Annotated in this window: 17 protein-coding genes and 1 pseudogene; 12 read left to right on the top strand and 6 right to left on the bottom strand. The window is 65.0% G+C overall.

Annotation, left to right across the window (positions count from 1 at the left end; all coding sequences use genetic code 11):
* The first annotated feature begins 40 nt into the window (after positions 1 to 40).
* On the top strand, positions 41 to 781 hold the full coding sequence (phbB, locus tag NX778_RS23770; RefSeq protein ID WP_258814291.1) for an acetoacetyl-CoA reductase: 741 nt from the start codon (positions 41 to 43) through the stop codon (positions 779 to 781).
* A 51-nt stretch (positions 782 to 832) separates the two neighbouring features.
* Here phbB and NX778_RS23765 read toward each other — a convergent pair whose 3' ends face one another.
* Together NX778_RS23765 and NX778_RS23760 are read right to left on the bottom strand one after the other, a co-directional pair.
* A complete protein-coding gene (locus NX778_RS23765; protein ID WP_258814290.1) occupies positions 833 to 1135 on the bottom strand; it encodes a HigA family addiction module antitoxin in 303 nt (100 codons plus the stop codon).
* A 24-nt stretch (positions 1136 to 1159) separates the two neighbouring features.
* Positions 1160 to 1438: a type II toxin-antitoxin system RelE/ParE family toxin gene (locus tag NX778_RS23760; protein WP_258814321.1), complete on the bottom strand. Its 279-nt coding sequence runs from the start codon at positions 1436 to 1438 to the stop codon at positions 1160 to 1162.
* Positions 1439 to 1766: 328 nt separating this feature from the next.
* Between NX778_RS23760 and NX778_RS23755 the strand changes: the two are divergent.
* The 6 genes and pseudogenes from NX778_RS23755 to NX778_RS23730 all read left to right on the top strand — a co-directional run.
* Positions 1767 to 2105 (top strand): annotated as a pseudogene (locus tag NX778_RS23755) (AAA family ATPase); the annotation flags it as partial.
* A gap of 144 nt (positions 2106 to 2249) precedes the next feature.
* Positions 2250 to 3554, top strand: a complete 1305-nt coding sequence (locus tag NX778_RS23750; protein ID WP_258814289.1) for an amino acid deaminase — start codon at positions 2250 to 2252, stop codon at positions 3552 to 3554.
* 49 nt (positions 3555 to 3603) lie between these two features.
* Positions 3604 to 4560, top strand: a complete 957-nt coding sequence (gene pip / locus NX778_RS23745; protein WP_258814288.1) for a prolyl aminopeptidase — start codon at positions 3604 to 3606, stop codon at positions 4558 to 4560.
* Between the two features lie 66 nt (positions 4561 to 4626).
* Positions 4627 to 5079, top strand: coding sequence for a DUF2721 domain-containing protein (locus NX778_RS23740; RefSeq protein ID WP_258814287.1), 453 nt, complete (start codon positions 4627 to 4629; stop codon positions 5077 to 5079).
* Positions 5080 to 5090: 11 nt separating this feature from the next.
* Positions 5091 to 5546 carry a hypothetical protein gene (locus NX778_RS23735; RefSeq protein ID WP_258814286.1) on the top strand — a complete coding sequence of 152 codons (456 nt, stop codon included), beginning with the start codon at positions 5091 to 5093 and terminating at the stop codon, positions 5544 to 5546.
* A 3-nt stretch (positions 5547 to 5549) separates the two neighbouring features.
* On the top strand, positions 5550 to 7577 hold the full coding sequence (locus NX778_RS23730) for an NADPH-dependent 2,4-dienoyl-CoA reductase (protein WP_258814285.1): 2028 nt from the start codon (positions 5550 to 5552) through the stop codon (positions 7575 to 7577).
* A gap of 55 nt (positions 7578 to 7632) precedes the next feature.
* On the opposite strand, the gene NX778_RS23725 is transcribed toward NX778_RS23730, so the two are convergent.
* Both NX778_RS23725 and NX778_RS23720 read right to left on the bottom strand, forming a co-directional pair.
* Complete coding sequence (locus NX778_RS23725) at positions 7633 to 8754, bottom strand: beta-ketoacyl-ACP synthase III (RefSeq protein ID WP_258814284.1); 1122 nt, start codon at positions 8752 to 8754, stop codon at positions 7633 to 7635.
* 220 nt (positions 8755 to 8974) lie between these two features.
* On the bottom strand, positions 8975 to 10405 hold the full coding sequence (locus NX778_RS23720) for a S41 family peptidase (RefSeq protein ID WP_258814283.1): 1431 nt from the start codon (positions 10403 to 10405) through the stop codon (positions 8975 to 8977).
* Between the two features lie 239 nt (positions 10406 to 10644).
* On the opposite strand from NX778_RS23720, the gene NX778_RS23715 reads away from it, so the two are divergent.
* From NX778_RS23715 to NX778_RS23700, 4 genes are all read left to right on the top strand, one after another.
* A complete protein-coding gene (locus NX778_RS23715) occupies positions 10645 to 11208 on the top strand; it encodes a hypothetical protein (RefSeq protein WP_258814282.1) in 564 nt (187 codons plus the stop codon).
* Between the two features lie 176 nt (positions 11209 to 11384).
* Positions 11385 to 13670: a TonB-dependent receptor plug domain-containing protein gene (locus NX778_RS23710; protein ID WP_258814281.1), complete on the top strand. Its 2286-nt coding sequence runs from the start codon at positions 11385 to 11387 to the stop codon at positions 13668 to 13670.
* Between the two features lie 113 nt (positions 13671 to 13783).
* A complete protein-coding gene (locus NX778_RS23705; RefSeq protein WP_258814320.1) occupies positions 13784 to 15790 on the top strand; it encodes a M13 family metallopeptidase in 2007 nt (668 codons plus the stop codon).
* A 79-nt stretch (positions 15791 to 15869) separates the two neighbouring features.
* Positions 15870 to 17936 carry a M13 family metallopeptidase gene (locus NX778_RS23700; protein ID WP_258814280.1) on the top strand — a complete coding sequence of 689 codons (2067 nt, stop codon included), beginning with the start codon at positions 15870 to 15872 and terminating at the stop codon, positions 17934 to 17936.
* A 56-nt stretch (positions 17937 to 17992) separates the two neighbouring features.
* On the opposite strand, the gene NX778_RS23695 is transcribed toward NX778_RS23700, so the two are convergent.
* The gene (locus tag NX778_RS23695) at positions 17993 to 18706 is read right to left on the bottom strand and encodes a hypothetical protein (protein WP_258814279.1); all 714 of its coding nucleotides are present in this window, start codon (positions 18704 to 18706) and stop codon (positions 17993 to 17995) included.
* 147 nt (positions 18707 to 18853) lie between these two features.
* Here NX778_RS23695 and NX778_RS23690 point away from each other — a divergent pair, with 147 nt between their 5' ends.
* Complete coding sequence (locus NX778_RS23690) at positions 18854 to 19897, top strand: acyltransferase family protein (RefSeq protein ID WP_258814278.1); 1044 nt, start codon at positions 18854 to 18856, stop codon at positions 19895 to 19897.
* A 54-nt stretch (positions 19898 to 19951) separates the two neighbouring features.
* Here NX778_RS23690 and NX778_RS23685 read toward each other — a convergent pair whose 3' ends face one another.
* Positions 19952 to 22360, bottom strand: coding sequence for an RIFT barrel domain-containing protein (locus NX778_RS23685; protein WP_258814277.1), 2409 nt, complete (start codon positions 22358 to 22360; stop codon positions 19952 to 19954).
* Between the last annotated feature and the right edge of the window lie 239 nt (positions 22361 to 22599).

The following is a 22599-nucleotide window of genomic DNA, read 5'->3' as shown; positions in this document are numbered from 1 at the left end:
CCGGTTTTCGGAAGTAGATGACAAAAACAGGAGAAGACGTATGGCTAGAGTGGCATTGGTAACTGGGGGCATGGGCGGCCTGGGCGAAGCCATCTGCATCAAGATGGCTGCGCTGGGCTACGAGGTCGTGGTCACGTATTCGCCGGGCAACACCAAGCACGAAGGGTGGCTGGCGGCCATGCGCGACAAGGGGCACGAATTCCATGCCTACGAGTGCGACGTCGCCGACTACGATTCGGCGCAGAAGTGCGTCGCCAAGGTGGTGGCCGAGGTCGGCCCGGTCGATGTGCTGGTCAACAACGCCGGCATCACGCGCGACATGACGTTCAAGAAAATGGACAAGGTCAATTGGGACGCGGTCATCAAGACCAACCTCGATTCCGTGTTCAACATGACCAAGCCGGTGACGGATGGCATGGTCGAGCGTGGCTGGGGCCGCATCATCAACATCTCGTCGGTGAACGGGCAGAAGGGCGCCTTCGGCCAGACCAACTATTCGGCCGCCAAGGCCGGCATGCATGGCTTCACCAAGGCGCTGGCGCTGGAAGTGGCGCGCAAGGGCGTGACCGTCAACACCATCTCGCCGGGCTATATCGGCACCAAGATGGTGATGGACATCCCGGGTGAAGTGCTGGAAACCAAGATCATCCCGCAAATCCCGATGGGCCGCCTCGGCAAGCCGGAAGAAGTGGCCGGCCTGGTCGCCTACCTGGCATCGGACGAAGCCGCTTTCGTCACCGGCGCCAACATCGCGATCAACGGCGGGCAGCACATGTCGTAAGCGGATCGCATCCGTGTGGAAAAGCACTGCTGCGGCAGTGCTTTTTTTTGCTTACGCGGTTTCAAATGGTTCGATTTCTTCTGTGATGCGGTCCCAGCCCGCAATGACTGCGCTGCGCAAATCATGTGTCTGTTGAAGATGGAGCCAGAATTCGGGTGTGGTGCCGAAGTAGCGCGACAGTCGAAGGGCAATATCAGCGGAAATACCCTCACGTTCCTGCACGATCTGTTCCACGCACGACAAAGGTACATGCAATGCGCGAGCGAGCAAGCTGGCAGCCAATCCTAGCGGAACCAGAAATTCTTCTCGAAGAATCTCGCCGGGATGTACTGGACGCATTCCGTTCTTAATCATACCAATCTCCGCTGGCGATTCGTTTCAATGGTAGTCAACGAACTCGACGTTTGCTGGACCATTGGGCGTCCACACAAAGCAGATTCTCCATTGGTCATTAATCCTGATGCTGTGCTGTCCGGCTCGCTTCCCGGCCAACGATTTCAGTCGGTTGCCCGGCGGTACCGTGAGGTCGTGCAGGTCCTGAGCCGAGTGCAGCAGTGACAGCTTTCGTTCGGCTGCGCTCCTGATGTTGGCGAAGCGCGCAATTCGATTCCCTTCGAACAGCGCTCTCGTGTCCGGGCAGGCGAACGATTGAATCATTGTAGGGGAGCTGTTTTTACTATACACCGGGCGGCACACCGGCACAGCATCGAACAGGACTGGCAATCGCGTGCTGTCCAAACTCAAGCCCGTGTCACATGAGCGCGCGAACGGTCGGCCAGTGCTTCCTATTCCGCCTGACCGTCGAAGCGCGTACTGCGGCGGCGCAGGCGCTACAATTAAATCGGGGGGCAGGTCGTCCAAAGAATCAAAAGTACGCTATCGAAAATCTTGCAGCGTTCAGGGACAAAGAACCACTGTTTCTAGGCTCAAATGGGACTGAGGGCGTGTGCAGCGGAGTAATCGGGCCGAGATTTTGATTCATTGGCACAGGCGGTCGCACGGCGAGGCCTTCATGGACGTGCTGCTCAACTTCAAGAAGGATGGCCTCTACCTGCTGGATGAGCCGGAGGCTGCGCTCTCGCCCGCGCGCCAGCTGGCAGCACTGTCAGCCATCGAGGCCTTGGTGCGCCAGGGCTCGCAATTCATCATCGCGACGCATTCTCCGATCCTGCTGGCCTATCCGAACGCCAAGATCCTCTGTTTCGACGGCAGCGGCATCACCGAGATGGCGTACACCGATACCGAGCACTACGCGATTACGCGGGATTTCCTCAACAACTACGAGCGGCGCCTGGAACAATTGCTCGACGGTGAGGACGGCTGAGTGTCAGGTTGGCGTTTCTAACGGCTCACTCCTTTTCACTCTCCCTAAGGCCAGTGTCGGCAGCTCAATGGTAATCAACGATTTCGACATTGGCGGGGCCGTCACCGCTACAATGAGTAATCCCCCCTCACGCACGCCATCGACATGAATTCGCTCCCCCACGGCGGCCTCGCCATCTCCAGCCTCGACGAACAGCTCCTGCAGCCTGGCGTGAAGGGCTTGCCGATCACGGAACCATTGCGCCAGGGCGCGATCAGCGTGCAGGGCTGGAACGTGCTGCACGCCGACACCAGCTTCCCGGTCGCGGTGCTGAAGACCTCGGCGCTCAAGCACAACCTCGACTGGATGCGCCGCTTCTGCGAGCGCTACGGCGCGACCTTGGCTCCGCACGGTAAGACCACGATGAGCCCGCAATTGTTCGGCGCCCAGCTCGCCAATGGCGCGTGGGGCATCACGCTGGCCAGCGCGACCCAGGTGCAGGTCGCGCACCGCTTCGGCGTGCGGCGCGTGTTGCTGGCCAACCAGCTGGTCGCGCGCGCCGACACCAACGCCGTGCTGCAGCTCATGCACGACGATCCCGATTTCGATTGCTATGTGCTGGCCGATTCGCTGGCCGGCGTCGAACGCCTGGCGCAGGCCGTGGATGCCCATCCGCTGGCGCGCCGCCTGCCGGTGCTGGTCGAACTCGGCCTGCCGGGCAAGCGCGCCGGCACCCGCACCATGGATGAGGCGATGACGGTGGCGCGCGCGGTCGCCGGCGCGCCCGGCCTGCAGCTGGCCGGCTTCGAAGGCTACGAAGGCCTGCTGTCCGACACCGGCGAGGTCTCGGCATTCGTGGCGCGGCTGGTGGCGCTGGTGCGCGAATCCGACGACGAAGGCCTGTTCGGCGCGGCCGAGGTCCTCGTGTCCGCCGGCGGCTCCGCCTATTTCGACCTGGTCGCCCGCGGCTTCAGCGACATCGAACAGCTGTCGCGCCCCCTGCGCCCGGTGCTGCGCAGCGGCTGCTACCTGACCAGCGACCACGGCACCTACAAGCACGCCATCGCCGACCTGAACCAGCGCGAGGACCTGTCCGGCAAGGACGGCCTGCGCCCCGCGCTGGAAGTGTGGAGCGTGGTGCAGTCGCGTCCCGAGCCCAAGCTCGCAATCCTCACCATGGGCAAGCGCGACGCCTCATATGATGTCGACCTGCCGATTCCGCTGTTCCACCATCGTCCGGGTCCCGGCGCGCCGGCGCAACTGCCGGACGGCTGCACGATCTTCAAGATGAACGACCAGCACGCCTACCTGCGCCTGCCCGACGGCCATCCCCTGTGCACGGATCTGCTGGTGGGTGACCTGGTCGGCTGCGGCATTTCCCACCCGTGCACCACCTTCGACAAGTGGCCGCTGCTGCTGGCGGTGGACGACGATTACGTGGTGCGCTTCGCACTGAACACCTTCTTCTGATCGCAGGGCAGTACGCTACAATGGCTCTCGATTAACAAGAGAGCCGCCCATGCCCGTCACGCCGCCGTCGCTGTTCCCGCCGATCCTCCCGCTCCGCCATGGCATGCTGCCGGTCGACGAGCTCCACACGCTCTACTGGGAAGAAGTCGGCAACCCGAACGGCATCCCGGTGATCTTCCTGCACGGCGGCCCGGGCGCAGGACTGTCGCCGCAGCACCGCCGCTTCTTCGATCCGCACGCCTACCGCATCATCCTGTTCGACCAGCGCGGCGCCGGCAAGTCGACGCCGCTGGGCGAGTGGCGCAACAACACCACCCAGCTGCTGATCGAGGACATCGAGCGCCTGCGCCAGATGTTCGGCATCGAGCGCTGGCTGGTGTTCGGCGGCTCGTGGGGCTCGACGCTGGCGCTGGCCTACGGGCAGGCGCATCCGGAGCGCTGCCTCGGCTTTGTCCTGCGCGGCATCTTCCTGTGCACCGCCGCCGAGGTCGAATGGTTCCTGCACGGCGTGCAGTGGTTCTACCCCGAGCTATACGCCGAGTTCATCGCGCCCATCCCTGAGGCCGAGCGCGGCAAGCTGCTGCAAGCCTATTGCAAGCGCCTGCTGAGCGAGGACCCGGAAGTCTACTGGCCGGCCGCGCGCGCCTGGAGCCGCTTCGAGGGCCGGCGCGTGTTCCTGTTGCCGCAGGAAGAGGAAGCGCCCTCCGATTCGCTCGACCTGGGCGTCGGCCGGCTGGAGTCGCACTACATGGCCAATGGCGCCTTCATCGAGGAGGACCAGCTGGTGCGCGACCTGCACCGCATCGCCCACCTGCCGGCCGTGATCGTGCAGGGCCGCTACGACGTGATCTGCCCGCCACTGTCGGCCTGGCGCCTGTACCATGCCTGGCCCGGCTCGCGCCTGCGCATGATCCCGGATGCCGGCCATGGTGCGCTGGAAATCGGCATCGCCCGCGCCCTGGTCGCGGCAACGGAGCAGTTCAAACGCCACGGCAACTTCGACTGAGACCCTGTGCGGGTCATTGCGCTGCTACACTAGGCTTTACAACAAAAAACAGACTGCAGGGGCCACATGAACATCCAGACCAGCGACATCGGTCACATCATCCAATTGTCGATTGCCCCGGTATTCCTGCTCACCGGCGTCGCCACCAAGCTGGGCGTGCTGATCAACCGGCTCGGCCGCATCATCGACCGCACCCGGGTGCTGGAAGACCGCCTGCGCCTGAATCCGGATGACGACTACAGCGAGGAGCTGGAAGTCTTGTACCGGCGCTCGCACCTGATCAACTATGCGATCACCTCCAGCACCGCCTGCGGGTTCCTGATCTGCCTGGTTATCGCGCTGCTGTTCTTCAGCGACGTCACCGACATGCCGCTGCACCAGGTCATCGCCGCCTTCTTCGTGCTGGCGATGCTATCGCTGATCAGCAGCTTTGTGAACTTGCTGCGGGAAATCTTCATCGCCGCGCGCCACATGCGCGAGCGCCACACCGCGAGCCAGCCGCCCACGCCGGCCCGCTGAAAGCACACATCATGCACGACTACCAACGCCCCCCGACCCTGCACCGCTACGGCACGCGCGCCGAACTCGAAGCCGCGCTCAAGACCGGCCAGTTCCGCCTGATCCCGGCCGGGCAGTTCCTGACCGTCGCCTTCTCGAAGGCCTGGGACAAGCGCCTGTTCGACCTGCTGGCGCCGGCCGACTGCTGCCTCGTCATCCATAACACCGAGGAGTTCGGCGAGCGCCTGCACCGCGCCGTGCAGCGCGCGCTGCCCGACTGGGCCGGGATCGACGGCGCCATCGAATACGGCCACCGCTCGCCGCTGGGCGCGGCCTTCACCAAGGCCGCCGAACAGGCGCCGGAACAGGAATGGCAGTTTGCCTGGCGCTCGATGTCGCCGGGCGCAAGCCTGAATCCGGTGACGGTGCGGATCGGCAGCCTGGAGCACTTCGCCGAACTGCGCGACCGCGAAAGCCACCTGGCCTGACCGATGGCCTATCCCCACCTGCTCGCGCCGCTCGACCTGGGTTTCACGACGCTGCGCAACCGGGTGGTGATGGGGTCGATGCACACCGGCCTCGAAGACCGCTTCTGGCATTACGGGAAGCTGGCCGCGTTTTACCGCGAACGGGCGCGCGGCGGCGTCGGGTTGATCGTCACCGGCGGCATCTCGCCCAACCGGCAAGGCTGGCTGCTGCCCTTCGGCGGCACCATGAACTTCATCGGCGACGTGCTCAATCACCGCCGCCTCACGCGCGCGGTGCACGCGGAAGGCGGCAAGATCCTGATGCAGATCCTGCACGCCGGCCGCTACGGTTACCAGCCGTTCGCGGTGTCGGCCTCCGCGATCAAGTCGCCGATCTCGCCGTTCAAGCCGCGCGAGCTCACCGAGTCCGGCGTCGAAAAGACCATCCGCGCCTACGCGCGCGCGGCGCGCCTGGCGCGCGTGGCCGGCTACGACGGCGTCGAGGTGATGGGTAGCGAGGGCTACCTGCTCAACCAGTTCCTGTGCGCACGCACCAACAAGCGCACGGATCGCTGGGGTGGTTCGATCGAGAACCGCATGCGGCTGGCGGTGGAAGTGGTCAGGCGCATCCGCGCCGTCGCCGGGACGGACTTCATCATCATGTATCGCCTCTCGGTGCTCGACCTGGTCGAGGGCGGCAACAGCTGGGACGAGATCGTGGCCGTGGCGCGCGCGCTGCAGGATGCCGGCGCCACCATCCTCAATACCGGCTACGGCTGGCACGAGGCGCGCGTCCCGACCATCGTCACCTCGGTCCCGCGCGCGGCCTTTGCCAGTGTGGCGGGGCGGCTGCGCAAGGAAGTGTCGATTCCCGTGGTGGCCTCGAACCGTATCAATATGCCTGGGGTCGCGGAGGACATCATCGCGCGCGGCGACGCCGACATGGTGTCGATGGCGCGCCCCTTCCTGGCCGATCCGGAGTTCGTTGCCAAGGCGGCGAGCGGGCGAACGGACGAGATCAATACCTGCATCGCCTGCAACCAGGCCTGCCTCGACCACACCTTCGCGAACAAGCGCGCCACCTGCCTGGTGAACCCGCGCGCCTGCCACGAGACCGAATTGATTTATACGAAAGCGGCGGCGCCGAAGCGGATCGCGGTGGTGGGCGCCGGCCCGGCGGGCCTGTCGGCGGCGACCGTTGCGGCTGAACGCGGGCATGCCGTGACCCTGTTCGATGCGGATGCGCGCATCGGCGGCCAGTTCAACATCGCGATGCGGATCCCCGGCAAGGAGGAGTTCGCGGAGACGATCCGCTACTTCCGCCGCAGGCTGGAGCAGACCGGCGTGGACCTGCGGCTGGGCCATCGGGTCACGCGCGACGAGCTGCTGGCTGGCGGCTTCGACGAGGTGATCGTGGCGACCGGCGTCAAGGTGCGCAAGCCTGCGATCGAGGGCATCGGGCATCCCAAGGTGCTGTCCTACCTCGACGTCTTGCGCGAACTGCGGCCGGTGGGAAGGCGCGTGGCCATCATCGGCGCGGGCGGGATCGGGTTCGATGTCGGCGAATACCTGGTGCACGACGAAGCGCATCCGCTGCCGGTGCCGGTCGAGGAATGGGCCGCGGAGTGGGGCGTGGACCTGGCGGTGCGCGGACCGGGCGGCCTGGCGAAGGCAGCGGAACCGGCGCCGGCGCGGCAGCTGTGGCTTTTGCAGCGCAAGGCATCCAAGCCGGGCGCTGGGCTGGGCAAGACATCGGGCTGGGTGCACCGGACGACGCTGGCGCGCAATGGCGTGACCATGATGGCGGGCGTGCAGTACGAGCGGATCGATGACGCGGGCCTGCACATCGTGGTGGGCGGTGAGCGGCGCGTGCTCGATGTCGACAACGTGGTGATCTGTGCGGGGCAGGAGAGCCTGGTGGAGTTGATGCCGGAGGAGGGCGCTCCGAAGGGTGGCCCTCGCTTCCACAAGATCGGCGGTGCGGCGCTGGCCGCGGAACTGGATGCCAAGCGCGCGATTCGCGAAGGCGCCGAACTGGCGGCGCGGCTTTGATCAATTAACCACCGTCGTCCCCGCCTGCGCGGGGACGACGGTTTAATGTTAGCGATTACTTCTTGCGGACCACCACGCAGCCGATCGAATAACCGGCGCCGAACGAGCAGATCACCCCATACGAACCCGCCGGCATATCGTCCTGGTACTTGTGGAAGGCAATGATCGACCCCGCCGACGAGGTATTCGCATATTCGTCCAGGATCACCGGCGCCTCGTTCGGCTCCGCATCGCGCCCCAGCAGCGTGCGCGCGATCAGCAGGTTCATGTTCAGGTTGGCCTGGTGCAGCCAGAAGCGCGACACCTGCCCCACCTCCAGCCCCGCCGCAGCCACGGTGTCCTTGATCATCTCCGCCGCCATCGGGCACACTTCCTTGAACACCTTGCGCCCCTGCTGGCGGAACAGCTTGTCCGGCTGCCCGATGCCCGCTTCGTCGAAGCGGTTCATGAAGCCGAAGTTGTTGCGGATGTTGTTCGAGAACGCGGTCTTGAGCTTCGATTCGACGATCTCGAACTGGTGCTCGCTCACCGCCGTCTCCGCCGACTCCACCACGATCGCCGTGCACGCGTCGCCGAAGATGAAGTGGCTGTCGCGGTCGCGGTAGTTCAGGTGGCCGCTGGTGATCTCCGGGTTCAGCACCAGCACCGCGCGCGCCTGTCCGGTCGCCACGGCCGCGGCTGCGGTCTGGATGCCGAAGGTGGCGGACGAGCAGGCCACGTTCATGTCGAAGCCGTAGCCCTGGATGCCCAGCGCGTCCTGGACCTCGACCGCCATCGCCGGATACGGGCGCTGCATGTTCGAGCAGGCGACCAGCACCATGTCGATATCGGCCGCCGTGCGGCCCGCGCGTTCGAGTGCCTGGCGCGCCGCGGCCACGCACATCTCGGCCTGCAGCGACAGCTCGTCGTCGCCGCGCTCGGGGATGCGCGCGGTCATGCGGCGCGGGTCGAGGATGCCGGTCTTCTCCATCACGTAGCGCGACTTGATGCCCGACGCCTTCTCGATGAACGCGCTGCTCGACGGCTCGATCGCGGCCACTTCGCCGGCGGCGATGCGCTGCGCGTTCTCGGCGTTGTGCAGCTCGGCGTAAGCGTTGAACGCGGTCACCAGTTCATCGTTCGAGATCGAATACGGCGGGGTAAACAGGCCGGTGCCGCTGATGACGACAGGTTTCATATTGGAGAACTTTCAACGGAGAAGGCCGGAAGTTACCGGCAATTGGGCGGATTCTACACAATGCGGGGTGGGGTGGGAATCGGCTGGATCAGTTCTAGATGCATTGCTCCACAACGCAAGAACTGAACGTCGTCCCCGCGAAGGCGGGGATCCATGCTGAGTTTGCGGCAACGCTGCGTGTTTATGGGTTCCCGCCTTCGCGGGAACGACGGTGTTAGAGCTACGGGGTAAGCGTCTGCCCGCTATGCGCCAGCGTCGGCGCGCTGCGCTTGGCCAGCTGCATCGGCTGGCCCTTCAGGTGCCTGATGGCCTGCTGCAGCTGGAAGTCGCTCGCCGTGCCGTAGTCGATCGGCTTGCGCGCGTGCGCGGCCGCGACCAGTTCGTCCTCGCCCACCAGGTTCTCCGATGCCGCCGCCGTTTCCTTGTCGCGGTCGTTGGCCAGGTGGTGCTCCAGGTCCGCCTCGCGCACCCGCAGCATGTTGAAGTTCTGTCCGTCCGCAGTTTCATCCACCGCGAAATCCGGCACGATGCCGCGCGCCTGGATCGAGCGTCCCGACGGCGTGTAGTAGCGCGCCGTGGTCAGCTTGACCGCCGCGTCGCCGCCGATCGCGCGGATCGTCTGCACCGAGCCCTTGCCGAAAGTCTGGCTGCCGACGATGGCCGCGCGCTTGTAGTCCTGCAGGGCGCCCGCCACGATCTCGGAGGCCGACGCCGAGCCGCTGTTCACCAGCACCACCATCGGCATCGTCTTGAACACGCCCGGCACCTTGGACAGCGGATCCTCGCCAACCTGCAGCATGTAGTACTCCGGCTTGCCGTAGAAGTGCTGCTTGGAGTCGGCCAGCTGGCCATTGGTGGACACTACTTCCGAGCCTGCCGGCAGGAAGGCCGCTGCCACCCCGATCGCCCCTTGCAGCAGGCCGCCCGGATCATTGCGCAGGTCGAGGATCACGCCCTTCATGTCCGGATCCTGGCGGTACAGGTCGGCCAGCTTGCCGGCCAAATCGTCCACGGTCGGCTCCTGGAATTGCGAGATGCGGATCCACGCATAGCCCGGTTCCACCAGCTTCGCCTTCACGCTCTTTTGCACGATCTCCTCGCGCAGCACGACGAAGCTGAGCGGATTGGCCACGCCCTCGCGCCGCACGGTGAGCGTGACCCTGGAGCGTGGCTCGCCGCGCATGCGCTTGATTGCTTCTTCCATGTCCACGCCCTTGAGCGAGACGCCGTCCACATCCGTGATCAGGTCACCGGCCTTGATGCCGGCGCGCCAGGCCGGCGAATCCTCGATCGGGGCGACGATGCGCACATAGCCGTCGTCGGTCGGCGAAATCTCGATGCCCAGGCCGACGAACTTGCCCTCGGTGCCTTCGCGCAGCTCGCGGTAGGCGTCCTTGTCGAGATAGGCGGAGTGCGGGTCGAGCGAGCCGACCATGCCGGAGATGGCGTCGGTCAGCAGCTTCTTGCTGTCGACCTGGTCGACGTAATCGGACTTGATGATTCCATAAACATTGGACAGCTCGCGTACGCTGTCCATGGGCAGGCCGGCATCGACCGGCTTTTGCGCCAGCGCCGAAAACTGCATCGAAATGGCGACACCGGCGATTGCACCAAGCGCAACCAGGCCGGAATTCTTCAGTTTGGAACCCATGGAACCAGTATAAACCTGAACCGCGTCAGCGTCCCTGACTGCTGAATTGGCGCGCTTTCCGACAAGTTTTGTAAAGGGCTGTTGCCAATCTTGCGTGGAAGGTAAGCATTTGTAAGATAGAGGGCGACTCCCAGCCGTGAGTCATATATTGGCCTTGCAGTTTTTCTCTCTCCACTCTTTTTGAAGTGGTCTTCGCCCACGGTCCCCTCCGTGGGCTTTTTTATGCGTAGGAGATTGGTATGCAGACAATTCCGTTGCGCCGCGCGGTCCGGGCGGCGGTGCTGGCGCTGGCCTTGGGCGCGAGCGCATCCTCGTTCGCGGTGCCCCTGATGGACATGCGCGCGGAGGACATGCTGCCGATGGTGTCCGAGCTGGGCAAGGAGCTGAACCTGAATCCCAACCAGCAGATCCTGTGGCACAAGGTCGAAAGCGGCAGCCGCGAGATCCTGCGCCAGCGCGTGGACCGGCGCGCGCGCCTGCAGGAGCAAGCCAAGGGCGCGCTGGAGAAAAAGGATGTCGAGCTGCGCGAACTGAATGCGCTGATCGAAGCGGAAGCCAACACCAGCGCCGCCGAGGACAAGCAACTGCGCGAGATGTGGCTGACCGTGAACGACGCCCTGGACGACGGCCAGCGCCGCAAGGTCGCCACCTTCGTGTCGGAGCAGATGCAGCGGGTCGAACGGCCGGATGCGCCGCGCGGCGCGCCGAAGGGCGACGAAAGCGGTGGCCGCGGGCGCCGCGGCGGCGGCCGGATGGGCGGGGGAGCTGGTGGCATGCATATGCCAGGTAGTGGCGGCGACTGAGTAATTTTGCACTGCACAACAGCCCGTAAGCAGGGCTGTTGTTCCGCATGTATCGTAAAGTAAAAAACATCCGCCCGATGTTCTGGGCTGTTGTTACACGGCTAGAATGTTTAGTTCCGCAAGCAACATCCATCCGGTGGCATGTTGTTCGGCACAACAAGAACTGAACAAGCTAGATGACCAAACTGTTACCCATCGCCTGCCTCGCACTGCTCGGGGCCGGCGGTGCCGCGCTGGCGCAAGACCAGGCCGCGGCCCCTCCCCGGCAGGAAGACCAGGCCAAACCCGCCGCGCAGGACGACGCCGCCGCGCGCCGCCGCGTCCAGGCGCAGGCGAAGCAAGCCTCTCCCAAGCAAGCCGCCACGGCCGATGGCCAGATCCAGCAGGTGACCGTCACCGGCAGCCGCGCCGACGACACCGAGACCCGCCGCAACTCCACCGCCTCGAAGCTGGTGTACGGCCGCGAGGAACTCGACCGCAACGGCGACTCCAACCTCGGCGAAGTCCTCAAGCGCCTGCCCGGCGTGACCATGGGCGGCCCGCCGGGACGCGGCGGCGGCGGCATCCGCATGCGCGGCCTGGGCAACGGCTATACCCAGATGCTGGTGAACGGCGAGCGCCCGCCGCCAGGCTTTTCGCTGGAGTCGATCCCGCCCGACCAGGTCGAGCGCATCGAGATCATGCGCGGCCCGGTCGCGGAGCACAGCACCCAGGCGATTGCCGGCACCATCAACGTGATCCTGCGCGAAGGCTACCGCCAGAAGGACGTGCAGCTGCGCCTGGCCGACAACATCGAACAGGGCCGCCATGGCGCCAATGTATCGGTGACGGTGCCGGGCAAGGTCGGCAGCCTGACCTGGATGCTCAACGCCTCGCTGATGCAGAACCGCCAGCACACCGACGCCGACAGCACCGACGCCGACCTGCTGGCCAACGGCACCGTGCAGCGCATGCAGTATATCCACAGCTACGGCGACGGCAGGTCGCGCGGCATGCACCTGTCGCCGCGCCTGTCCTATAAGTTCGACAATGGCGACACGCTGAACTTCCAGCCCTTCGTGGTCGTGAACCGCAACGACGGCGTGTACGACGCGACCGTGAACCAGACTGCCGGCCTGGTGCCGCCGGAGTTCGTGTTCCAGCGCGCGATCAGCCATTCGAGCGGCACCATGGCGCGCGGCTTCGGCGACTGGGTCCACAAGATGGAAGACGGCGCGCGGCTGGACGTGAAGTTCAGCGGCGGCGTCAATCACAACGACAGCGACAGCCTGCGCAACAATTTCGACGGCAGCGGCAAGCTGGAACGCTTCTACACCGACATCGACACCACGCGCCAGCACAGCTTCTCCAGCGGCGGCAAGTACAGCCGCCCGCTGGGCGAGGGCCACCATTTCGCGGCCGGCTGGGACGGCGAGGTCGCGCGTCTGGCGCAGGTGCACGTGGCGGAAGGCGACAACGATCCGCTGTACGACGCCTCCGGCGCCAACCTGGCCGCCGATACCCGCCGCCTGGCCTTCTTCGCGCAGGACGAGTGGGACATCACGACCCAGTGGTCCGGCTATTTCGGCCTGCGCTGGGAAGGCATCCGCACCACCAGCGACAACCTGGGCTACGCGGTGAAGAACACCAGCAGCGTATTCAGCCCGGTGCTGCACACCGTGTACCGCATTCCCGGCCACGACCGCGACCAGGTGCGCGCCAGCCTGACCCGCAGCTACAAGGCGCCGGCCCTGAACGACCTGATCGCCGCGCCCTCGTTCTCCAGCGATAACCGCGCCACGCGTCCGGACCGCAGCGGCAACCCGAACCTGAAGCCGGAACTGGCCAAGGGCCTGGACCTCGCCTACGAACACTACCTGACCCGCAGCGGCATCCTGTCGGCCAGCGCCTTCGTGCGCGACATCGACAACCTGATGCGGCGCCAGACCACGCTGCAGCAGACGGCCCTCGGCCCGCGCTGGGTGTCGACGCCAATGAACATCGGCCACGCCCGCACCAGCGGCGTCGAACTGGAGGCCAAGTTCCAGCTCGTCGAACTCTATCCGAACGGGCCGGACGTCGACCTGCGCACCAACTACAGCCGCTTCTGGTCCAGCGTGGACGGCATCCCCGGCCCTTACAACCGCCTCGACCAGCAGGCCAGGCAGACCGCCAACTTCGGCGTCGATTACCGCATGAAGGCCGTGCCGCTGACGGTCGGCGGCAACTTCAACTGGACCCCGCTGACCCTGGTGCAGAGCAGCGTGGCCGAGCTGGACACCAGCGGCATGAAGCGCCAGCTGGACCTGTACGGCGTGTGGAAGTTCAGCGCCAACACCCAGCTGCGCGTGTCCGGCAACAACCTGTTCGCGCGCCGCTACGAATCCGGGCGCGTGGTCCAGACCGCCGGTCTGGTGCAGGCGCTCGATACCCTGACCCGCACCTACACCACGCTGGGCCTGCGCTTAGAGCTGAAAATTTGATTTTCTTACCCTTGTCTGTGATAAATTTTCCACCGGCCACAAGCCGCTACAACCACGTAAAGAGGAGTAATCCCGTGAAACGACAGCTTCTGAGCACTCTGACCCTCTCCCTGATGGCAGCTTTCGCGAACGCGGCCGACACCGCCACGCAGCACGCCACCGGCCCGGTTTCCGGGATTGAAACCCAATTCATCGACACCAGCGTGCGTCCGCAGGATGACTTCTTCCGCTACCTGAACGGAAAGTGGCTGCAGAACACCCAGATCCCGGCCGACAAGTCGAGCTGGGGCACCTTCGTGCAGCTGCGCGAGACCTCGCTGGAGCAGGCGCGCGGCATCATCGAACACGACGCCAAGGAAAAGGCCAAGGCCGGCTCCGACCAGCAGAAGGTCGGTGACCTGTACAACAGCTTCATGGACGAGAAGAAGCTGGACGCGCTGGGCATCAAGCCGCTGACCGGCGAACTGCACCGCATCAGCGCGCTGAAGGACAAGAAGGCGCTGCCGGCCCTGGTCGGCCACCTGTCCGACATCGGCGTGAACACCCCGTACCGCATCGGCGTGGCGCAGGACTCGAAGAACTCGACCCAGTACGCCGTGTACATGAGCCAGAGCGGCCTGGGCCTGCCGGACCGCGACTACTACCTCAAGAAGGACGACAAGCGCATGGCGTCCACGCTCGAGAAGTACGAGCAGCACGTGGCCAAGGTGCTGGCGCTGGCCGGCGAGAAGAACGCCGAAGCCCAGGCCAAGGCCATCGTCGGCTTCGAGACCCAGCTGGCAACCGCGCAGTGGAACCGCGTCGAACTGCGCGACCCGGTCAAGCGCTACAACAAGGTGGAAGTGGCCAAGCTGGCCGAGCTGGCCCCGGGCTACGACTGGAACGCCGCGCTGGCCGCCGCCGGCGTGGGCGGCAAGACCGGCACCGTGATCGTCGGCCAGCCGAGCTACCTGACGGCGATGAACCAGACCTTGCAGAACACCGAGTTGTCGACCCTGCAGTCCTACTTCAAGTGGCAGCTGCTGCGCGAATACTCGCCTTACCTCTCCAAGCCGTTCTCGGAAGCGAACTTCGCGTTCTACGGCACCGTGATCTCGGGCGTGCCGCAGGAACGTCCGCGCTGGCAGCGTGGCGTGGCCGCCGTCGAAGGCGCGCTGGGCGAAGCGGTCGGCCGCCAGTACGTGGCGCAGTACTTCCCGCCGGAGCGCAAGGCGCGCATGGAAGAACTGGTCAAGAACCTGCTGGCCGCGTACAAGGACAGCATCGAGCACCTGGACTGGATGGGCCCGGAGACCCGCGCCCAGGCGCTGGACAAGCTGGCCAAGTTCAGCCCGCACATCGGCTATCCGGTCAAGTGGCGCGACTACTCCAAGCTGACCATTAACAAGGATGACCTGGTCGGCAACGTGATGCGCGCCTCGCAGTTCGCGCGCAACCGCAACGTCGGCAAGCTGGGCAAGCCGGTCGATCGCGAAGAGTGGGGCATGACGCCGCAGACCGTGAACGCGTACTACAACTCGTCGCTGAACGAGATCGTGTTCCCGGCTGCGATCCTGCAGCCGCCGTTCTTCAACGCCGCCGCCGACGACGCCGTCAACTACGGCGCGATCGGCGCCGTGATCGGCCACGAAATCGGCCACGGCTTCGACGACAAGGGCAGCCAGTCAGACGGCGACGGCAACCTGCGCAACTGGTGGACCGATTCCGACCGCGCCGCGTTCAAGACCAAGACCGACATGCTCGATGCGCAGTACAGCGCCTTCGAGCCGGTGCCGGGCTACCACGTCAACGGCCAGCTGACCATGGGCGAGAACATCGGCGACAACTCGGGCCTGGCGATCGCGTACAAGGCGTACAAGATCAGCCTGCACGGCAAGGAAGCGCCGGTGATCGACGGCCTGACCGGCGACCAGCGCTTCTACATGGGCTTCGGCCAGGTGTGGCGCGCCAAGATGCGTGATGACGCCGCGATCCTGCAGGTCAAGACCGACCCGCACTCGCCGGCCCAGTTCCGCGCCAACGGCACGGTGCGCAACCAGCCGGGCTTTTACGAGGCCTTCGGCGTGAAAGAAGGCGACAAGATGTATCTTGCACCGAAAGATCGCGTGACGATCTGGTAGAGTAGAGTCAGTAGTCCCCGGGAGCCGGCGCCAAGAGCGCCGGTTCTCAATTCCGAAACTACAGAGTGGAGAACAACACATGAAACGTCATTTGCTGAGCGCCGTGACGCTCGCCCTGATCGCCAGCGTCACCTACGCCGCCGAAGGCACGGCAGCCGCCAAGAGCGCCACCACCTCCAAGACGCAGGCGCTGTCGGCCGGCATCGCCACCCAGTTCTTTGACGACGGCGTGCGCGCGCAGGACGACTTCTACGAGCACGTCAATGGCAAGTGGATGAAGACCACCGACATCCCGGCCGACAAATCGAGCTGGGGCTCGTTCCAGAAGCTGCAGGACGACACCCAGCCGCAGCTGCGCGGCCTGATCGAGGCGGCGATCGCCAAGCACGCCGCCGCCGGCACCGATGACCAGCGCATCGCCGACTACTACGCCAGCTTCATGGACGAAGCGAAGCTGGAGAAGGTCGGCCTGGCTCCGCTGAAGGCCGAGATGGACAAGATCGCTGCGCTCAAGGACAAGTCCGAGCTGCCGGCCGTGTTCGCGCGCATGAGCAAGCTGGGTGTGAACACGCCCTATGATTTCGGCATCCACCAGGACAACAAGGATTCGACCAAGTATGTGGCCGACATCGGCCAGGGCGGCCTGGGCATGCCGGACCGCGACTACTACCTGAAAACCGACGACGCCAAGCTGTCCGACACCCGCGCCAAGTACCTGGCCCACGTCGAGAAAATGCTGTCGATGGCAGGCGACAAGAATGCCGCCGCCAACGCCAAGGCCATCGTCGACCTCGAAACCGAGATCGCCAAAGTCCAGTGGACCAAGGTCGAACTGCGCGATCCGATCAAGGCCTACAACAAGGTCGAACTGGCCAAGCTGGCCGACATGGCGCCGGGCTGGGACTGGAACACCTGGCTGAAGGGCACCGGCATCCAGGGCAAGGTGAGCTATGTGATCGTCGGCCAGCCGACCTTCCTGAAGGGCTTCTCCGAGATCGTCGCCAAGACCCCGATCGACACCTGGAAGGCCTACCTGCAGGCGCACCTGGTCGAGAGCTACGCCAACTACCTGAACAAGGCCTTCCTCGACGAGCACTTTGCGTTCTACGGCACCACCTTGTCGGGCGTGAAGGAGATGGAACCGCGCTGGAAGCGTGGCGTGGGCGCGGTCGAAGGCGCGATGGGCGAGTCGCTGGGCAAGCTGTACGTGGCCAAGTACTTCCCGGCCGAGCGCAAGGCGCGCATGGAAAAGCTGGTGCACAACCTGCTGTCGGCGATGAAGGAAGATATCAACACGCTCGACTGGATGAGCCCCGAGACCAAGAAGGCCGCGCAAACCAAGCTGGCCAAGTTCACGGTCAAGATCGGCTACCCGAACAAGTGGAAGGACTACTCCAAGCTGGTGGTCAAGCAGGATGACCTGGTCGGCAACGTGATGCGCGCGCGTGGCGTGGCGTACGACCGTGAGCTGGACAAGCTGGGCCACCCGATCGACCGCAGCGAGTGGGGCATGACGCCGCAGACCATCAACGCCTACTACAACCCGGAGATGAACGAGATCGTGTTCCCGGCCGCGATCCTGCAGCCGCCGTTCTTCGACGCCAAGGCGGATGACGCGGTCAACTACGGCGGCATCGGCGCCGTGATCGGCCACGAGATCAGCCACGGCTTCGACGACCAGGGCTCGCAGTACGACGGCGACGGCAACCTGCGCAACTGGTGGACCGACGCCGACCACAAGAACTTCGAGGCCAAGACCAAGATGCTGATCGAGCAGTACAACGCGTTCGAACCGGTGAAGGGCTACCACGTGAACGGCGCGCTGACCCTGGGCGAGAACATCGGCGACAACTCGGGCATGGCGATCGCGTACAAGGCTTACAAGCTGTCCCTGAAGGGCAAGCCGGCTCCGGTGATCGACGGCCTGACCGGCGACCAGCGCTTCTACATGGGCTGGGCGCAGGTGTGGCGCACCAAGATGCGTGAGGCGACCGCCATCGTGCGCGTGAAGACCGACCCGCACTCGCCGGGCGAGTTCCGCGCCAACGGCACGGTGCGCAACCAGCCGGCTTTCTACGAAGCCTTTGGCATCAAGGCCGGCGACAAGATGTACCTGGCACCGAAGGACCGCGTGATCATCTGGTAATCACGCGACTTAGCGTGTGAAAAGGGCCGCTGCTTGCGGCCCTTTTTTATTGCGTGTTAGGCAGGGAGCGCTGACCTGTCGCTTTCCAGACCCTGCAGCCAGCGCCACGACAGCGCGGTCGCCACCACCATGAACCCGAACACGAGCACCACGAACAGCGGCGTGCCGAAGATGAGCGGCGTCGCCAGCACACCCTTGAGCAGCAGGGCGTTCAGGAACAGGAGCTTGTAGCCCCCGATCACCAGCAGCGGCACCACGCACAGCGCGGCCACGATCCAGCCGCGGTGCCGATTGGCGATGACGCGCCACGCCATCCACACCGGCGGCGCGCAGAACGCGAGGGTCATCGCCACCGCCATCCAGCGCGTTGCCGGCAGCGCGACCACGCCATCGAAGACCATCCGCAGCACGTTGCGTTCGTCGCCGCCGCCCATCAGTGCCGTAAATATGCGTGCGAACGGCAGCGGCGCGAAGATGAGCGAGAAGCCGATCGAGCGCCCGGCCGGCGTGGCCGCGCGCGTGAGCAGCCAGGCCCCGAACCACATCACCAGGTAGCTGAACAGCGGTCCGGCGAACGAGGCCGCGATCGCAGCCAGGTCGGTATGCGGCGACACGCCCGGACAGGCGAACAGGTTGTTGAAGTCGCGCTCGAAATAGCAGCCCGCGCCGATCCGGTTGGTGATGATGTGCGCCTGCTCGTGCAGTTCGCTGATCACGCCGTTCAGCGCGAAGAATGCCACCACGTACTTCCAGTCGATCCTGAGATGCACGCCGCCTCCATCGATGAGAAAAACAGGAAGTGTAGCGCGTGTTCGAAACCAGATGGAGCAAATCGCGTATGTACATCCCGTTGTATGCACGTGCGCCGAACTGCTGAGCAAAATGCTAATCTCCGCCCATTCGCCCGAGGAGAAGGCATGGACCAATCCCTACCGAATTACTCGCCCAGCCTGGACGGCTGGCGCGCGCTGGCCATCGGCTGCCTGTACATCGGCCACTTCTCCCCGGTCCCCGGCATCAACCTCGGCGCGGTCGGCGTGAACTTGTTCTTCGTGCTGTCCGGGCTCCTGATGGCGCGCATCCTGTTCGTGCGGCCGATGCCGATCCCGATCTTCTACAAGCGCCGCATCGCACGCGTGTTCCCCTCGCTGTATGTCTTCATCCTCGCGATCGCCGTCGTGTACGCGCTGCTCGGCGTGCGCACCAGCTGGAGCGAGACCGCCGCCGCGCTGAGCTTCACCAACAACTACTTCCTGCCGAATGGATCGGTGATGCCGTTCGGGCACGTGTGGTCGCTGTGCGTGGAAGAGCACAGCTACGTGCTGCTGTCGCTGGTCGCGCTGGGCCACCGCGCCGGGCGCCTCGATGCGCGCCGCACCGTGGGCCTGCTGGCATTGCTGTGGCTCGCGTGCGCGGCCTGCTACTCGCTGGTGGTGTCCGGCTCGCGGCTGGAATTCGGCCTCTGGCGGCACAGCGAGGTGTCCGCCTTCGGCATTTTCGCCGCCGCGTGGGTCCTGCTGCGGCTGGAGCCCGACGCGCTGCGGCGCCTGCCGCCGTGGAGCGTGGTGGCGCTGGCGCTGGTGGGCTTCGCGGCGCACTGGTGGTCGGTGCCGATGCCGCTGCGGCTGGCGATCGGCACCGGTGCCTTCGCGCTGGCCGTCAATATGGTCGACCGCGCACCAAGCCTGGTGCGGCGCCTGCTGTCGCTGGCGCCGCTGCGCCAGCTCGGCCTGTGGTCGTTCTCGCTGTATCTGTGGCAGCAGCCGTTCTACCTGCTGGTGTGGCGCCACGGGATGCCGGCCTGGCAGGGGATCCTGCTGGCGCTGGCCAGCGGTATCACGGCCTACTACCTGCTCGAAATGCCGGCCCGCAACTGGCTGAACCGGCGCTGGGGCGCACCGGACCGCAAGCATGGACCGGCCGCACAGCGCCTGCCACCGTACGGCGAGGTGGCCTCGTAAAATGAAAAAAGGGCCGCAGCAGCGGCCCTTCCGGGTCAGGCGATTACAGCCTGATTAATAGCGCGGCACGATCGCGAACTGCGGTTGCGAGCCGTAGTTCGGCTTGACCGAACGGTTCATGAACACGGTCCATGCGGCCTTGCCCTTGCTGCCCAGCGCGTCCGATGCGTAGGCCAGCGCCGGCTGCAGGTTGGACGGGTAGCCGGCCGGGTCCGACGAATAGCCGGTCATCTCGCCCACTTTCAGGTTCAGCGCGGTGGCCATCGCAGTGCTGCCGCAGGCCAGGGCGTTGAAGGTCGCCGTGTGGTTCTTGGTGTAGGCCTCGCCCATGGTCGTGTAGAACGGGCTGGTCGACGTGTCGCGAATGTTCAGCGCGTAGATCGAGCCGTCGATCCAGCAGGTGCCGGTCGCGGTCATGCGGTCCACCGCGAACTTCGATTTCCACACCAGGAAGGTCTTCGCCTTGGCGAAGCCCATGTCGGCGGCGTGGCCGATCACCGAGGTGAAGAAGTCGTCCTGCCAAGGCGCCAGGCCGGTCGAGCTGTTGTAGGCCATCGCGTAACCGTTGGTGATGACGCCCAGCTGGTTGGCGCTCGCATTGTTGGTGTAGTTCGCGTTGTACCAATCCAGGTTGCTGTCGACGATCGACGCGAAGTGCGACTTCAGGCGGTCGGTGTCCGGCGTGATGTAGGCCGCTTCGGCCAGCGTACGCAGGCACCATGCCTGGCCGCGCACCTGCTCCGGAGTCACCAGGCCCTTGGCGTACTGGCGGTAGGCCGGGTTGGATGCGAACGCATCCCACATCGCCCAGAACTGCAGCTCTTCCAGGTAGTAGTAGTCGCCGGTCATCAGGTAAGGCAGGTAGGCGAATGCCGGCTGGTGGTCCGGGTCATGCGTGTACGGCGTGTCGCAGGCGCCGGCGGTCGTGGCGCACAGCGGGAAGGCTTCGCGCTGCTTGGTGGCCGGGTTGTAGGTGTCGCTGGCATTGCCGTAGATGGTCATGTACGGAAAGTCGAGCAGGCTGACCGGACGGTCCGTGTTCTTGTCGCGGTAGTGCGCGGACCAGCTGCCGGCGCCGTCGGCGGTACCCAGCGTCGCCGTACGGGCGCGCTGGTCCATGGTCAGCAGCCACAGGGTCGACCATTGCGGCATCAGGCCGATGTCCGGACGGCCGCCGGTCATCAGCATGTAGGGCACGCCCAGGCCGATGCCCATCGGTTCGGTGACCGCGCCGGTGTAGCGGGTCGCCAGGTCGGCCAGGGCCGAATCCGGGACCGACACGGTCTGGTCGTAGTTCGGCACGGCGCCAGTAGCCAGCAGGTACGGGATGTTGTGCTTGATGTTGATCTGGGGCGTGTCACCGTTCCACCAGAAGACCTTGCGCCAGCGCGCGTGGTGGTAGTGGGTCATGCCGGTCTTCGCATACGCCTGCTTGCCGCCGACCAGCACGGCCGCGTCATAGGTAAAGTTCTGCGGGTTCGGTTCGTAGGCCCAGTCGTTTTCGACGGTCACGTCGACGCGTGCCTTCTTGACGTTCTGGTACCAGCGGATCGCGAAGCGTGCGCTCAGGTGCGGGTGCGCGGCGCCGCTGCTGGTTTTCAGCGGAGCCGACACCTGCCATTCGTTGACCACGTTACCGGCCAGCCAGGTCTGGTGCGCCGCGGTCTTGATCAGGTCATCGGCGAAGGCCGAGTACTTGACGCCGTTGATGGTGGCGCTGACCGAAGCCGAGAAGCCGTTCGACATCATATTAGTGGTGGCCAGCGCGGTGGTGGCCGCGACCTTGCCCGACTTGATCATCGAGATGGTGCGCATCTGGCCGGCGCCCAGCGTGGGCAGCACGGCCGAGATGATGGCGTGGCGCACCGAACCGTCGGCGTGCAGGGCCTTGACGTCGACCTGCAGCGGCACGGTGGTGCCGTCGTCGAGGCGGCCGACCAGCGCATCGGTCGGCGCAACCGCGCCCACCGCGAACACCTGGCCGAAGGTCACCGGGACGTTGGTCTGGGCGGTGGTGGCATTGGTGCTCTGGATGCGGAAATCGGTGACCGTCGGGCCGTTGACCGGCGCGGTGCTGGTCGAGCCGCTGGTGCTGGTGCTCGTGCTGGGGTCGGTGGTCGGGGTCGGCGCCGGCGCGGTGACGTAGCTGCCCGTGCTGGTGCTGGTGCCGGTGGTCGGCGTCGGGGCTGGCGCGGTGACGTAGCTGCTCGTGTCGGTCGTGGTGGTCGTGGTGGAGCCCTTGTCGCTGTTACCGCCCGCGTTGGACGTGGCCGGGGTCGTGCCGTTGCCATTGCCATTGTTGCCGGTTGCGGTAGGCGCCGGTGCGGTCACGGTCTTGCCGAGCAACTCAGTGGAATTCGTGCCGGACCCAGCATCGCCACCGCCGCCGCAGCCGGCGAGGATCGAAAAGCAGGTCAGGGTTGACAGCACCTTGGCTGCCTGGGAATGCAGTTGGAGTTTCATTGCTATCTCTTTGGGAAATGTGGCTCAGAAGCAACTGCCACAGTTGGGTAAGGGGGCCAGATTACCGCAAGGAAAATGATTTGTGTGAGGAAATTTCGTATTTCTGTTCAATTTTTTCCCGAATCCAACACGTTGTTTACCTTTATTTCAACGAATTTAATTCGGAAAAGCAACTTACTGTGCATTCTTTATACTGTTGAGGTTTTTTCAATTGACCAATAAAAAACCGCCCCGTAGGG

The sequence above is a fragment of the Massilia terrae genome, assembly GCF_024753145.1.
GTDB lineage: Bacteria > Pseudomonadota > Gammaproteobacteria > Burkholderiales > Burkholderiaceae_D > Telluria > Telluria terrae.
Note: the sequence above shows the minus strand (reverse complement) of the source record. Positions and strands in the feature narration are given on the sequence as shown.

Coding starts and splice junctions, on each gene's coding strand:
- phbB (WP_258814291.1), top strand. CDS start 41: ATGGCTAGAGTGGCATTGGTAACTGGGGGCATGGGCGGCCTGGGCGAA.
- NX778_RS23765 (WP_258814290.1), bottom strand. CDS start 1,135: ATGATTAAGAACGGAATGCGTCCAGTACATCCCGGCGAGATTCTTCGA.
- NX778_RS23760 (WP_258814321.1), bottom strand. CDS start 1,438: ATGATTCAATCGTTCGCCTGCCCGGACACGAGAGCGCTGTTCGAAGGG.
- NX778_RS23750 (WP_258814289.1), top strand. CDS start 2,250: ATGAATTCGCTCCCCCACGGCGGCCTCGCCATCTCCAGCCTCGACGAA.
- pip (WP_258814288.1), top strand. CDS start 3,604: ATGCCCGTCACGCCGCCGTCGCTGTTCCCGCCGATCCTCCCGCTCCGC.
- NX778_RS23740 (WP_258814287.1), top strand. CDS start 4,627: ATGAACATCCAGACCAGCGACATCGGTCACATCATCCAATTGTCGATT.
- NX778_RS23735 (WP_258814286.1), top strand. CDS start 5,091: ATGCACGACTACCAACGCCCCCCGACCCTGCACCGCTACGGCACGCGC.
- NX778_RS23730 (WP_258814285.1), top strand. CDS start 5,550: ATGGCCTATCCCCACCTGCTCGCGCCGCTCGACCTGGGTTTCACGACG.
- NX778_RS23725 (WP_258814284.1), bottom strand. CDS start 8,754: ATGAAACCTGTCGTCATCAGCGGCACCGGCCTGTTTACCCCGCCGTAT.
- NX778_RS23720 (WP_258814283.1), bottom strand. CDS start 10,405: ATGGGTTCCAAACTGAAGAATTCCGGCCTGGTTGCGCTTGGTGCAATC.
- NX778_RS23715 (WP_258814282.1), top strand. CDS start 10,645: ATGCAGACAATTCCGTTGCGCCGCGCGGTCCGGGCGGCGGTGCTGGCG.
- NX778_RS23710 (WP_258814281.1), top strand. CDS start 11,385: ATGACCAAACTGTTACCCATCGCCTGCCTCGCACTGCTCGGGGCCGGC.
- NX778_RS23705 (WP_258814320.1), top strand. CDS start 13,784: ATGGCAGCTTTCGCGAACGCGGCCGACACCGCCACGCAGCACGCCACC.
- NX778_RS23700 (WP_258814280.1), top strand. CDS start 15,870: ATGAAACGTCATTTGCTGAGCGCCGTGACGCTCGCCCTGATCGCCAGC.
- NX778_RS23690 (WP_258814278.1), top strand. CDS start 18,854: ATGGACCAATCCCTACCGAATTACTCGCCCAGCCTGGACGGCTGGCGC.
- NX778_RS23685 (WP_258814277.1), bottom strand. CDS start 22,360: ATGAAACTCCAACTGCATTCCCAGGCAGCCAAGGTGCTGTCAACCCTG.